This window comes from Mesorhizobium sp. 01N446 (assembly GCF_056399285.1).
In genome coordinates, this window is the sequence record NZ_JBFTRA010000003.1 from 348005 (window position 1) to 361624 (window position 13620).

A 13620-nucleotide genomic window follows, 5' to 3' on the forward strand; every position below is an offset into this window, starting at 1 on the left:
CCTCTTCAGAAATTCGCTAACCCCAGGGTTAATGAAATACCGCAAAATATCATTTTACCGAACCAAAACGCTGGTGCACTGTGCCGATGGAGGACTACAGAGGGAGGAATGCATGACCTACGTTAGCGGTAGCAGATCCAGTATTCGTGGCGTGTCGCGGCGCCAGTTCATCGCCACCTCGATCGCCGGCGGCGCGGCACTCGCGCTCGGCGGCAGCAAGGCCTTCGCCCAGGCAGCCGGCACGCTCAAGGTCGGCTTCGTCAGCCCGCGCACCGGGCCGCTGGCCGGCTTCGGCCAGACCGACGGCTATGTGCTCGACCTTGCCCGCAAGGCACTCGCCGGCGGCCTCGAGATCGGCGGCAAGAAGTATAGCGTCGAAATCCTCGACCAGGACACGCAGTCCGATCCTTCCCGCGCGGGCCAGCTCGCCAAGGACCTGATCAACAATCAGGCCATCGACCTGATGCTGGCGGTGTCGACGCCGGAGGTGATCAATCCGGTGGCCGACGCCTGCGAGGCCGCGGGGGTGCCCTGCCTGTCGACCGTCATGCCGTGGGAAGCCTGGTATTTCGGCCGCGGCGCCAAGCCCGGCGCGCCCTCGCCGTTCAAGTGGACCTATCATTTCGGCTTCGGCGTCGGCGAATTCTTCAAGGCCTATATCTCGCAATGGAACCTGATCGAGACCAACAAGAAGGTCGGCGTCATGTATCCCAACGACGCCGACGGCAACGCCATCCGCGCCAATCTGGCGCCGCTCTTGGCCAAGCAGGGTTTCACCATCGTCGATCCCGGCGCCTATGAAACCGGCACCACGGACTATTCCTCCCAGATCGCGCTGTTCAAGCAGGAAGGCGTCGAGATCTTCAACTCCTTCCCGATCCCGCCGGACTTTGCCGCTTTCTGGCGCCAGGCGGCACAGCAGGGGCTGATCAAGCAGATCAAGATCGCCCAGGTCGCCAAGACCGGCCTGTTCCCCTCCGACATCGAGGCGCTCGGCGATCTCGGCATGAAGATTTCGAGCGCCGCCTACTGGCACAAGGCGTTCCCCTATAAATCGCCTCTCACCGGCGTTTCGGGCACCGAGCTCGCCGACGGCTACGAGGCGGCAAGCGGCAAGCAGTGGACACAGCAGCTCGGCGCCTCGATGTCGCTGCTCGACGCCGGCTTCGAAGCGCTGAAGGCGAGCTCCGACGCCAAGGACAAGGCGGCGGTAGCCAAGGCGCTGAGCACGCTGAAGACCGAGACCATGATCGGCAAGGTCGATTTCACCAGCGGCCCCGTGGCCAATGTCTCGCCCGGTCCGATCATCGGCACGCAATGGGTGGCCGCCAAGGAAGGCAGCAAATTCCCGCTCGACTATGTCGTGACCGAGAACGCCACCGACCCGAAGGTGCCTGTCGAAGCCAAGCTTCTGCCTTACAACGGCTGATGGACCGCTGACGAGGATCGCCTGGTGAACCATCCGCAACAACAGGCTGTTCTCACCGCTGCCGGTATCCACAAGCGCTTCGGCGCGCTTGTGGTGCTGGATGCGGTCGATTTCGCCATGGCGGTCGACGAGGCGGTCGGCATTGTCGGCCCGAACGGCGCCGGCAAGACGACGCTGCTCAGCGTGCTCGCGGGTGCCTTTCCACCGAGCTCAGGCACGGTCCGCTTCAAGGGTGGTGACGTGACGGCGCTGCCGGCGACGCAGCGCTGCCGGCTTGGGCTGGTGCGCACGCATCAGGTGCCCAAACCGTTCAGCGGCATGACCACATTCGAGAATGTCTTCGTCGCCGCCTCGCATGGCGCCGGCCTCGGCCGCGATGAAGCCTATGAAGAGGCGCTCGGCTCGCTGAAACTGTGCGGCATGCTCGGTGTCGCCAACCGCCGTGCCGAGACGCTCGGCCTGCTCGACCGCAAGCGGCTGGAACTGGCGCGCGCGCTTGCGGCAAGACCGACGCTGCTGTTGCTCGACGAGATCGGCGGCGGCCTGACCGACGGCGAGGCCGGCGAGCTTGTCGACACGATCAAGGAATTGCGCCGGCGCAAGATCGGCATCGTGTGGATCGAGCACATCGTCCATATCCTGCTGCAGGTGGCAGAGCGGCTGATCTGCATGGACGCTGGGAAAATCATCGCCGACGGCGATCCGCAGGCGGTGATGGCCGATCCGGAGGTCGTGCGCGCCTATCTCGGCGGAGGCCCGAAATGAGCCTGTTGTCGGTCGAGGATCTCGTGGTGCGGCACGGCCTCTTACAGGCGGTGCGCGGCGTGAGCTTCACTGTCGAGCGCGGCGAGACTTTGGCGCTGGTCGGCGCCAACGGCGCCGGCAAGACAACGCTGCTCAGGGCAATCGCCGGCGCGCATCAGCCGGCCGCCGGACGCGTGCTGCTGGACGGCGCCGATCTCACCAGCGTGCCGTCGCACAGGTGCGTCGGCATGGGCATCGCCCTGGTGCCGGAGGGGCGAAAGCTCTTCGTGCAGATGACGGTCGAAGAAAACCTTCTGCTCGGCAGGACAGCCGGCCGGACGGGCGACTGGAGCGTCGACAAGGTACTGGAGATGTTTCCGAACCTGAAGCCGCGCCGGCACGCCAAGACCGGCCATCTCTCGGGCGGAGAGCAGCAGGCGACGGCGATCGGCCGCGCGCTGATGAGCAACCCGGACGTGCTTTTGCTCGATGAGGTTTCGCTCGGCCTGTCGCCGCTGATCGTCGACCGTGTCTATGCGGCCCTGCAGGGGTTGATCGCTTCCGGCACGACCATCATCCTGGTCGAACAGGATCTCAACCGAGCGCTGTCGGTTTCCGACAGGGTGATCTGCATGCTGGAAGGTCGCATCGCGCTCGAAGGGCCGAGCAAGGCAGTGTCGCGCGACGACGTGACGAAGGCCTATTTCGGCCTGCACCGGAAAAGCCCCGGGAGCGTTCCGGCATGAGCAATCAGATCATCCAGGGCGTTCTTCTCGGCGGCTACTACGCGCTGATCGCCTGCGGCCTGTCATTCATGTTTTCGGTGATGCGCATCATCAACCTCGCGCATGGCAGCCTTGCCGTGTTCGCCGCCTTTGCCCTGTGGTGGCTGGCGTCGCGGTTCCATATCTCGCCGTTCATCGGCCTGCTCATCGTGCTGCCGCTGATGGCGGCGATCGGCTGGGCGCTGCAGCGCTTCCTGCTCGAGCGCAGCGCGCGCGGCGGTGCGCTGCTGCCGATCCTGACCACGTTTGGCCTCGCCATCGTCATCGACAACATGCTGTTCGAGCAGTTCGGCGCGGACACGCGTTCGCTGGCGCCCTATATCGGCAGCCTGTCCTATGATTCCTGGGAGTGGCCGGGCAGCATCTATGTCGGCAAGCTAGCCGTGATCATGTTCGCCACCGCCGTGATCCTGCTCGGCGGGCTGCAACTGTTCCTCACCCGCACAAGGCTTGGCCGCTCGATCCGTGCCACCTCGGAAGATCCCGACACGGCCGGCCTGGTCGGCGTCGACGCGCGCCGCGCCAATGCTATCGCTGCCGCTATCGCCATGGTGACTGTCGGCCTTGCCGGCGCTTTCCTGGGCATGCGCGCCACCTTCGATCCCTATGCCGGCGCGCCGCAATTGCTGTTCGCCTTCGAAGCGGCGGTTATCGGCGGCGCCGGTTCGCTGTGGGGCACGCTGATCGGCGGCATCGTGCTGGCGCTGGCGCAGACGCTCGGCGCGCAGGTGCATCCGCAAGGCTTTCTGATCGGCGGCCATACCGTGTTCCTGGTCGTGCTGTTCGTGCGGCTTTCGACCTCCGGCCTCGGCCTGCGCGGCCTGTTGCGTCTGCCTTCCCGGAGCGCGTCATGAGCGCCGTCTCCTCCTCACCGGTCATCGAGCGCGGCACGACGGCGTCGCGGATCGCGGCGATTGCGGTCGCCGTCATCATCGCGCTGCTTGCTTTCGCCCCACAGGTCCTCTCGGCCGGCGCGGTCGACCGCATGACGGCATTGTTCATCTATGTGATCCTGGCGGCGATGTGGAACGCGCTTGCCGGCTTTGGCGGCCTGGTCTCCGTCGGCCAGCAAGTGTTCTTCGGGCTCGGCGCCTATTTCGCCATCCGGTTGGCCGATGTCGGCCTCAACCCCTTTGCCGCGCTTTTCGTCTCGGCGATCGTTGTCGGCGCGGTCTCCTGGCCGCTGTCGCTGTTCATGCTGCGGCTGAGAAACGGCGAGTTCGCCATCGGCATGTGGGTGATCGCGGCGCTGACGCATCTCCTGGTCAATCTCGACCGGCTGGTGCAAGGCGAGACCGGGACGTCGCTGATCTCCCTCAATGTCTACGATGCCGGCACCCGACGGACTGTTATCTACTGGCTGGCGCTGGCGTCGATGACCGCGCTGCTCGCCATTCTGTTCGGCCTGCTGCGCGGCAGCACGGGTGCCGCCATCCGCGCCATCCGCGACAATGAGGATGCCGCCGCCTCGGTCGGCGTGCGCGTCACCGGCACGAAGCGGCTTTTGTTCGTGCTTGCCGCCTTCGGCATCGGCATTGCCGGGGCGCTGTGGCTGGCGACCTCCATCACCTTCCAGCCGAAGACCTACTTCAACGTTCAGTGGACCGCCTACATGATCTTCATGGTGCTGGTCGGCGGCATCGGCACGTTCGAGGGCGCCATTCTCGGTGCACTGGTGTTCTTCCTCATCGAGACCTGGTTCGGCGGCACCGGCGTCTGGTATCTGGTCGGCCTCGGCGCCACGGCGGTGCTGTTCTCGCTGTTCCTGCCGCGCGGCCTGTGGGGGACGATCGAGGAGCGCTTTGGCGTGCGGCTGCTGCCGGTCGGCTACCGCGTCAGGCTTCTGGCCACCGCTGTCGACGGCGACGCGACACCCTCGCCACAACAATCCACGACATCTCGGGAGAAAGCATGACCATGCTTTTCGGCAAGACGATCCTCATCACCGGCGTCGCTTCCGGCATTGGCGCGCGCACGGCGGAACTTGCCGGCCAGCTTGGCGCCGATGTCATTGGCGTCGATGTGCGCGAGCCGGCGGCAGCGGTGGGCAGTTTCGTCAAGGCCGATATCTCGTCGAAGGCCGGCGTCGACGAACTGGTCGCACGCCTGCCGCAGCGCATCGATGCGCTCTGCAATGTCGCCGGCCTTTCCGGCAACACCGGCGCGGCAGCGACGCTGGCCGTCAATTTCTACGGCCTGCGGGCACTTTCGGAGGCATTGGCGCCAAAACTTCGTGAAGGCGGCGCCGTCGTCAACGTCGCCTCTATCGCCGGCTATGGCTGGCGCGCCAATCTCAACCGTGCGGCCTCGATGGTCGGCATCGAGGGTTTTCCCGATGTCGCTGAGGTGGTCGCCAATCACGCGGTCAAGAACGAGGAAGGCTATCCCGTCTCGAAGGAACTGCTGTTGCTGTGGACCTTTCGCGCGGCGCACCAGGACCTGTTCAAACGCCGTGGCATTCGCGTCAATGCGGTGAGCCCGGGACCGGTCGAGACGCCGATCCTGAAGCAGTTCCGCACCGTGCTTGGCGATGCCCGCGTCGACAGCGACATTGCCAGGGTCGGACGGGCCGGCACATCCGGCGACATTGCGCCTGTCGTACTGTTCCTGTGTTCGGACGGCGCGCGCTGGGTCAACGGCGCAAATGTGCCGGTCGACGGCGGCCTCGAAGCATCTATCAATGCCGAAGTGCTCGGCTTCTAATCACGAAGCTCCACCGGAGCGAGGGAGACAATCATGGATATCGGACTTCTGATCGACGGCGACAAAAGGGATGCGTCCGGCTCGGCCTCTTATGAGCGCATGGACCCGTTCACCGGCAAACTGGCAACGCGCGCCGCGGCGGCGAGCGTCGCCGACGCCAATGCCGCTGTGGAAGCCGCGGCCGCGGCCTTTACGACCTGGTCGAAGACCGGGCCTGGCGAACGCCGCGCCTTGCTGTCCAAGGCGGCAGACGTGATGGCCTCCAAGGTCAGCGAATTCACCAGGCTGATGATGGAAGAGACCGGGGCCACCGGTCCCTGGGCCGGCTTCAACGTGATGCTGGCGGCCAACATGCTGCGCGAGGCGGCGGCGATGACGACGCAGATTTCGGGAGAGATCATCCCCTCCGACAAGCCGGGGACGCTGGCCATGGCGATCCGCCAGCCGGCCGGCGTGTGTCTCGGCATCGCGCCGTGGAATGCGCCGGTCATTCTCGGTACCCGCGCCATCGCCATGCCGATCGCCTGTGGCAACACCGTGGTGCTGAAGGCCTCGGAAATGTGCCCGGGCACGCACCGGCTGATCGGCCAGGTGCTGGTCGAGGCCGGCCTGCCCAAGGGCGTCATCAATGTCGTCACCAACGACCCCAGGGATGCCGCTGCGATCGTCGAGGCGCTGGTCGCGCATCCCTCGGTCAAGCGCGTCAACTTCACCGGCTCGACCAAGGTCGGCCGCATCATCGCCGAGCTCGCCGGCCGACACCTGAAGCCGGCACTGCTTGAACTCGGCGGCAAGGCGCCGCTGCTGGTGCTCGACGATGCCGACATCGACGCGGCGGTCAATGCCGCCACCTTCGGCGCCTTCATGCATCAGGGCCAGATCTGCATGTCGACCGAGCGGCTGATCGTCGACGAGAAGGTCGCCGACGAATTCGTTTCCAAGCTCGCGGCCCGCGCCTCGCAGCTGCCGGCGGGCGATCCGCGCGGCCATGTGGTGCTAGGCTCGCTGATCAGCAGCCAGGCGGCCGACAAGATGGAGGAGCTCGTCGCCGATGCTGTCGCCAAGGGCGCCAGGCTTGTCGCCGGCGGCAAGCGCACTGGCACCGTTGTCGAGGCAACGCTGCTCGATCATGTCACGCCGGCCATGCGCGTCTATGCCGAAGAATCCTTCGGGCCGGTCAAACCGGTCATCCGGGTGAAAGGCGAGGACGAGGCCGTGCGTGTCGCCAACGATACGGAATACGGCCTGTCGTCGGCCGTGTTCAGCCGCGACATCAAGCGAGCCATGGCGGTCGCCGCGCGCATCGAGGCCGGCATCTGTCACATCAATGGCCCGACGGTTGGTGACGAGGCGCAGATGCCGTTCGGCGGCGTCAAGGGCTCGGGCTACGGCCGCTTCGGCGGCAAGGCCTCGATCGCCGAATTCACCGATCTGCGCTGGGTGACGATCGAGGATCCCGGCCAGCACTATCCGTTCTGAGCCGACCCTCGCTGCGGGCATCGATAGCAAAGGTCAAACGGCCAGGGACGGCGTGAAGCGAACGCTGGCGGATCGCATCAGACCGGGCGCCAGCACGATGCAGCCAGTGTCGATACGGCCGCCGGCGCGGTTGAAGGCATCCGTGATGTTGCTGACCGGCTCGACGCAAAAGAACGGCTCGCCTGGCGGCGTGTACAGGACGAGGAAATCGAGCGGCGCCTCGGCCTCGATGTCCAGCCGACGCCCCTGCTCCGGCCAGGTGATCCGGGCACGGCGCGCCCATCCGGTGAAGACCGTGTCGAAGTCCGCTTCCGATACGTCAAAGCCGATGGACGGGTCGGCTCCAGCTGGCGGCAGGACGTGCCTGACGGGCAGGACCTCCCCATCGATTTCCCACATGCCCGACACCGGCGCCTGGACATGCGTCCACGGCGTCGACGGGAAATAGGGATGGAGGCCGAAGCCGACCGGCATCGGCGCGTCCGACAGGTTGCGCACTGTCACGGTTATGCAAAGCATGCCGTCGGCCAGCGTGACCTCTTGCTCGGCCTCATAGCTCCATGGCCAGGAATCGGCGGCGTGGCGATAGCGCAGGACGATCGTGCTCGCTTCATGCCTGACAACCGCCCACGGGCTGCGCCAGCCATGGCCATGCTCATGGTGCGGGTCCTCGGGCCTGCTGGGGAGCTGGACGGTACGTCCAGCGAACTCGAAGCGGCCACCCCTTATGCGGTTGGAATAGGGAACGAGCGGGAAGCAGGCCATGGCGCCGGCATCGCGGCCGCTGATCGCCGCCGGATCCGCCGGGCGTAACCAATCCACAGCGGCGCCATCTTGCCACCATCTATACGACGCCAGCGCGCCGCCGGCGGCCGGAGCAATGTCGACTGTCGCGATGCCGTCGCTGATCGAGACCAGTTCCGTGTGCTGCGCGGCAATGGCCGCAAAATTCTTTGTCATCGGCGCTCCCCCGTCCCTTGACTCCAATAACCACGGCATTAAGACATATCATATGAATAGTATGAAGAATAAGAAATCTTTTAGCACGGCGCGCACGTCGCGGGTTGCCGTGGCGGTTTCCAGCGGCTCCACCGCGCTGCACGCGACCGTCGTCGAGCAGATCGGCCTGCGCATCGTGCAAGGCGACTTCCTGCCCGGCGAGGCGCTGCCCAATGCCGACGATTCCAGCGTGATGCTGGGGGTCAGCCGTACGGTGCTGCGCGAGGCCATCAAGGTGCTGGCCGGCAAGGGGCTGGTCGAATCGCGGCCAAAGACCGGCACACGCGTGCGCCCGCGCTCCGACTGGAATTTCCTCGATCCGGACGTGCTGTCCTGGCGCTACGCCGGCGGCGTCAGCGCCGATGATGTCCGTGCGCTGTTCGAACTGCGCCGCGCCATCGAGCCCATGTCCGCCGCGTTGGCCGCCCAGCGCGCCACCCCGGCACAGATTGCCGAGATCCATGCGGCACTGGCCGAAATGGAAGCGGTGAGCGATGACGGCGACCGCTTCGCCAAGCCCGATCTGGTGTTCCACCAGACCATCCTGCGCATGACCGGCAATGAGCTGATCGGCTCGCTGGCGGCACTGGTTGAAACCGCACTGGTGATGAGCTTTCGCCTCTCCAACGACAATCCGGAGGGCCAGCGCCACTCCTTGCCGCTGCATCGCGAGGTGGCCGAGAAGATCGCCGCCGGCGACGCGGCCGGCGCGCAAAAAGCCCTGCTGGTGCTCATCGACAATGCCGAGGACGACGTGCGCCGCAGCGTCGAGAACCGCAACAAACGCCGCACCGACCGGGGCCAGCAATCGTGACTGAGACCAAACGCAAACTGCGGTCCGAAGCCTGGTTCGGCGGTGAAGGCAAGAACGCCTTCATGCACCGCAGCTGGATGAAGAACCAGGGCATCCCAGCCGACGCCTTTGACGGCCGCCCGGTGATCGGCATCTGCAACACCTGGTCGGAGCTGACGCCGTGCAATGCGCATCTCCGCGCCCTGGCCGATCACGTCAAGCGCGGCGTCTACGAGGCCGGCGGCCTGCCGCTGGAATTCCCTGTCATGTCGCTGGGCGAGAGCAACATGCGCCCCACCGCCATGTTGTTCCGCAATCTGGTCAGCATGGATGTCGAGGAATCCATCCGCGGCAATCCGATCGACGGCGTTATCCTGCTGGTGGGCTGTGACAAGACCACGCCGGCGCTTCTGATGGGGGCCGCCTCTTGCAATTTGCCGACCATCACCGTCTCCGGCGGGCCGATGCTCAACGGCAAGTTCCGTGGACAGGATATCGGCTCGGGCACCCATGTGTGGAAGTTTGCCGAGGAAGTGAAGGCCGGCCGCATGCCGGTCGCCGACTTCCTCGCCGCAGAACAGGGCCAGAGCCGGTCGGCCGGCAGTTGCATGACCATGGGCACGGCCTCGACCATGGCCAGCATGGTTGAAGCGCTCGGCATCGGCATGCCGGACAACGCCGCGATCCCTGCGGTGGATTCGCGCCGTGGCGTGCTCGCCCAGCTGGCCGGACGCCAGATCGTCGATCTGGTCCACCGGGACGTGAAAATTTCGGACATTCTTACAAGGCAGGCGTTCGAGAACGCCATCCGCGTCAATGGCGCGATCGGCGGCTCGACCAATGCGGTCCTGCATCTGATCGCCATCGCCAACCGCGTCGGTATCGATCTCAGCCTCGACGACTGGGACCGTCTTGGCCGCGACGTTCCAACCATTGTCGACCTGATGCCGTCAGGCCGGTTCCTGATGGAAGATTTCTACTATGCCGGGGGGCTGGCTGCGGTCATGGCGTCGCTTGATGAAGTGGGGCTTCTTCATCGCGACGTCATGACCGTCAGCGACAAGACGATCGGCGAATTGATCGACGGCGCGCCGAACTACAACCGCGAGGTCATCCGGCCGCTGACCGAGCCGCTGACCGAGCAAGGCGGCATCTCGATCCTGCGCGGCAATCTGGCGCCCAATGGCGCCGTCATCAAGCCTTCGGCGGCAACACCCGAACTGATGCAGCATCGCGGCAAGGCCGTCGTCTTCGAGAACATCGAGCATTACTACGCCCGCATCGACGATCCGGATCTGGATATCGATGCCTCCTCGGTGATGGTGCTGAAGAATTGCGGGCCGCGCGGCTATCCCGGCATGGCAGAGGTCGGCAACATGCCGCTGCCGGCGAAACTGCTCAAGCAGGGTGTCTCCGACATGGTGCGCATCTCGGACGCGCGCATGAGCGGCACGGCCTACGGCACGGTGGTGCTGCATGTCGCACCGGAGGCCGCGGCCGGTGGCGCGCTGGCCCTGGTGCGCGACGGCGATCTTATCGAGCTCGATGTCGCCGGCCGCCGGCTGGAGCTGCTGGTGTCGGACGAGGAGCTGGCGATCCGCCGCCGCGACTGGAAGCCGCCGGCGCCCCCCGAAGGCGGCTACCAGAGCCTCTATGTCGAGCGCGTGCTGCAGGCCGACAAGGGCTGCGATTTCGACTTCCTCGTCGGCCGGCGCGATGCCGGCATTCCCCGGCATTCCCACTAGAGAGGCGCGCGATGACGGATGAGATCGGCAGCTACGCGACCTACCCGAGCCTCAAGGGCCGCAGCGTCTTCATCACCGGCGGCGGCAGCGGCATCGGCGAAAGCCTCGTGCGCCATTTTTGCGCGCAAGGCAGCCGCGTCGCCTTCGTCGATCTGGCGGAGGAGCCTTCCAGGCGCCTGGTCGAGACGATCGGGGCCGAAGGACACTCCGCGCCGCTGTTCATTCCGTGCGATCTGCGCGATGTCGAGCAGCTGCAGGCGGCAACCGTGCAAGCGATGCAGCACAATGGCCCGATCCAGGTGCTGTGCAACAATGCCGGCAACGATGACCGCCATCAGACCAAGGACGTGACGGTCGCCTACTGGGACGACCGCATGGCGGTCAATCTGCGCCACCAGTTCTTCGCCGCGCAGGCGGTGCGTCCGCAGATGAGCGCGCTGGGCGGTGGCTCGATCATCAATTTCGGTTCCATCACCTGGATGGTCGGCGATCCCGATTGTCCGGCCTATGTCACCGCGAAGGCCGCTGTCTACGGCATGACACGGGCGCTGGCCCGCGAACTCGGCCCCGAGCGCATCCGTGTCAACTGCATGGTGCCAGGCTGGGTGATGACCGAGCGCCAGATGCGCCTGTGGCTCAATCCGGCGGGTGAACGCCAGATCGCCGAGAGGCAGTGCCTGCCCGACCGGCTGCAACCCTCCGATATCGCGCGCATGGCGCTGTTCCTCGCCGCCGACGACAGCCTGATGTGCACGAGCCAGCAGTTCATCGTCGATGCGGGCTGGGTGTGACCCGTACGGCTCCAAGGGAAGGGTATTCCATGCGTCTTGTTCAATACAGAATGCCGGATGGCAGCAGGCGGGTCGGCCGTGTCTCCAAGGATGGCGATCATCTGCACCCGCTCACGGGAACGAGCACCGTGCTGGAGTTGGCGGAAGCCGCGATCGCGCGCGGCCTGTCCATTGCGGCGCTCGTCGAGGAGCGCACGACGGCCGAGCAGATCGACTATGACCAGTTGCTGAGCGATGGCCGTGTGCTCGCTCCCGTCGACCACCCGGAGCCGGCGCGCTTCCTGGTTACCGGGACCGGCCTGACCCATACCGGAAGTGCCGCCGCACGCAACCAGATGCATGTTCTGACCCATGGCGACGGTGCCGAGGAATCGGATTCGCTGAAAATCTTCCGCATGGGCCTGGAGGGCGGAAAGCCTGGCGCTGGCAGGATCGGCATCCAGCCCGAGTGGTTCTTCAAAGGCGTCGGCACCTGCGTTGTGCCGCCCGGCGCCGAGCTGCCGATGCCGGCATTCGCGAAAGCCGGAGCGGAGGAAGCCGAGATCGTCGGGCTTTACCTCAATGGCCCGGACGGCCATCCCTATCGCATCGGCTACGCGCTCGGAAACGAATACTCCGACCACGTGACGGAGGGCGAGAACTACCTCTACCTCGCTCACTCCAAGTTGCGCTCCTGTTCGATCGGACCCGAGCTGCTGATCGGCGACCTGCCCGAAGAGGTTCGGGGCCAGTCCCGCATCCTGCGCGACGGCACTGTCATCTGGGAGCAGGAGTTCCTGTCTGGCGAAGCGCACATGTCACACTCGATCGCCAATCTCGAACACTTCCACTTCCGCTACCCGATGCACCGAAGGGCGGGCGACCTGCACGCCTATTTCTTCGGCGCGGCGGTGATGAGTTACGCCTCCGGCATCAAGACAGCTTCCGGCGACGAGTACGAAATCCAGGCACAGGCATTCGGCAAGCCGCTGCGCAACCGGATGGTGGCGGTGCCGGACGAGGGACTGGTCACCGTCACCCAGTTGTGACGGCAGAGGTCCGGAAATTACGGTCCACCAGAACGACAATGGGAGATTAAAAATGGGACTGAAGAAAGCGTTTCTAAGACTGGCGACAATCGGGCTCGGCATCGGCCTGATGACATCGGCGGCACTGGCCGCGAACCTGCGGGTGCTTGCGTGGGACGGCTATGCCGACGCGGACTGGGTGAAGGATTTCACCGCCGCCACCGGCATCGGCGTCGATGTCGTCTTCATCGGCAGCGATGACGAGATCTGGGCCAAGATCAAGGGCAGCGAAGGCCAGGATTTCGACGTCTTCGCCGTCAACACCGCCCAGCTGCAGCGATACATCAAGGCCGATCTGGTGTCGCCCATCGACATCACCAAGCTGCCCAACCAGAAAGAGGTTCTGCCGCGCTTCCGCGATCTGTCTCAGGTCAGCGGCGACACCAAGGACGGCAAGGTCTACGGCATTCCGTTCTGCTTCGATTCCATCGGCCTGATCTACGACACGGACAAGGTCAAGCCGGCGCCGACGTCGATGTCGGTGCTGTGGGACCCGGCCTATAAGGGCAAGGTCCTGGCCTACGACAATGGCGAGCACAATTTCTCGTTCACCGCGCTGACGCTAGGCTACAAGGATCCGTTCAACCTCGACGCCGGGCAGATGGCGGCGGTCAAGGCCAAGCTCGTCGAACTCAAGCGCAATGTGCTCAGCTTCTACACCACCGCCGACGAGGCGCAGCAGATCTACCAGAACAATGACGTTGCCCTGATCTGGGCCAATTACGGCCAGCAGCAGGTCAAGGCGCTGCAGAAGATCGGCGCCCATGTCGCCTACGTCAATCCGAGTGAAGGCGCTCTGGCCTGGCTCGACAACTGGGTGATCTCCAAGGGCGTGCGCGACAATGCGGCGGCCGAGAAATGGATCGACTTCATGCTGACGAAGAAGGTCAGCGGCGAGCTTTCCGAGCGTACCGGCTTCGGCAACACCGTGGTGGAGTCGAGCAGCGCCGGCAGCAACGACAAGCTGGTCTGGCTGAACAATGTCGAGGACCCGCTGAAGCGGTCGGACATGTGGAACGAGATCAAGGCGACGCCCTGATCCTATCCGCAGCCCGACCTGGAAGGACCCGGCGGTCCGGACGTTC

General features: G+C 65.2%; 13 protein-coding genes. 12 read left to right on the forward strand and 1 reads right to left on the reverse strand.

Annotated features, from left to right (window positions below; translation table 11 throughout):
* Positions 1-112: 112 nt before the first annotated feature.
* From AC1DPX_RS15915 to AC1DPX_RS15945, 7 genes are read left to right on the forward strand one after another with little or no spacing between them, the layout of a single operon-like run.
* Complete coding sequence (locus tag AC1DPX_RS15915; protein WP_202355517.1) at positions 113-1429, forward strand: ABC transporter substrate-binding protein; 1317 nt, start codon at positions 113-115, stop codon at positions 1427-1429.
* Between the two features lie 21 nt (positions 1430-1450).
* On the forward strand, positions 1451-2194 hold the full coding sequence (locus AC1DPX_RS15920) for an ABC transporter ATP-binding protein (RefSeq protein ID WP_477238265.1): 744 nt from the start codon (positions 1451-1453) through the stop codon (positions 2192-2194).
* Positions 2191-2919 carry an ABC transporter ATP-binding protein gene (locus AC1DPX_RS15925; protein WP_477237949.1) on the forward strand — a complete coding sequence of 243 codons (729 nt, stop codon included), beginning with the start codon at positions 2191-2193 and terminating at the stop codon, positions 2917-2919. Before AC1DPX_RS15920 ends, AC1DPX_RS15925 begins: the two co-directional genes overlap by 4 nt.
* Complete coding sequence (locus AC1DPX_RS15930) at positions 2916-3812, forward strand: branched-chain amino acid ABC transporter permease (protein WP_477237951.1); 897 nt, start codon at positions 2916-2918, stop codon at positions 3810-3812. The genes AC1DPX_RS15925 and AC1DPX_RS15930 overlap by 4 nt, the downstream gene beginning before the upstream one ends.
* On the forward strand, positions 3809-4873 hold the full coding sequence (locus AC1DPX_RS15935) for a branched-chain amino acid ABC transporter permease (RefSeq protein ID WP_477237953.1): 1065 nt from the start codon (positions 3809-3811) through the stop codon (positions 4871-4873). Before AC1DPX_RS15930 ends, AC1DPX_RS15935 begins: the two co-directional genes overlap by 4 nt.
* 2 nt (positions 4874-4875) lie before the next feature.
* Positions 4876-5661 carry a coniferyl-alcohol dehydrogenase gene (locus tag AC1DPX_RS15940; RefSeq protein ID WP_202359481.1) on the forward strand — a complete coding sequence of 262 codons (786 nt, stop codon included), beginning with the start codon at positions 4876-4878 and terminating at the stop codon, positions 5659-5661.
* A gap of 33 nt (positions 5662-5694) precedes the next feature.
* Entirely contained in the window at positions 5695-7140 is a 1446-nt protein-coding gene (locus AC1DPX_RS15945; RefSeq protein ID WP_477237955.1) for an aldehyde dehydrogenase, read from the forward strand.
* A 33-nt stretch (positions 7141-7173) separates the two neighbouring features.
* Here the strand turns inward: AC1DPX_RS15945 and AC1DPX_RS15950 are convergent, their stop codons facing one another.
* Positions 7174-8100, reverse strand: coding sequence for an aldose 1-epimerase (locus AC1DPX_RS15950; RefSeq protein WP_477237957.1), 927 nt, complete (start codon positions 8098-8100; stop codon positions 7174-7176).
* Between the two features lie 109 nt (positions 8101-8209).
* Here AC1DPX_RS15950 and AC1DPX_RS15955 point away from each other — a divergent pair, with 109 nt between their 5' ends.
* Genes AC1DPX_RS15955 through AC1DPX_RS15975 form a run of 5 tightly spaced genes read left to right on the forward strand, consistent with a single transcriptional unit; the run spans position 8210 to position 13574 of the window.
* Complete coding sequence (locus tag AC1DPX_RS15955; RefSeq protein ID WP_477237959.1) at positions 8210-8953, forward strand: FadR/GntR family transcriptional regulator; 744 nt, start codon at positions 8210-8212, stop codon at positions 8951-8953.
* A complete protein-coding gene (locus AC1DPX_RS15960) occupies positions 8950-10677 on the forward strand; it encodes an IlvD/Edd family dehydratase (protein ID WP_477237961.1) in 1728 nt (575 codons plus the stop codon). The genes AC1DPX_RS15955 and AC1DPX_RS15960 overlap by 4 nt, the downstream gene beginning before the upstream one ends.
* A gap of 11 nt (positions 10678-10688) precedes the next feature.
* Positions 10689-11468 carry an SDR family NAD(P)-dependent oxidoreductase gene (locus AC1DPX_RS15965; RefSeq protein WP_202355525.1) on the forward strand — a complete coding sequence of 260 codons (780 nt, stop codon included), beginning with the start codon at positions 10689-10691 and terminating at the stop codon, positions 11466-11468.
* A 29-nt stretch (positions 11469-11497) separates the two neighbouring features.
* Positions 11498-12496, forward strand: coding sequence for an AraD1 family protein (araD1, locus tag AC1DPX_RS15970; protein WP_477237963.1), 999 nt, complete (start codon positions 11498-11500; stop codon positions 12494-12496).
* A 52-nt stretch (positions 12497-12548) separates the two neighbouring features.
* Positions 12549-13574, forward strand: a complete 1026-nt coding sequence (locus AC1DPX_RS15975) for an ABC transporter substrate-binding protein (RefSeq protein WP_202355527.1) — start codon at positions 12549-12551, stop codon at positions 13572-13574.
* The last annotated feature ends 46 nt before the right edge of the window (positions 13575-13620 follow it).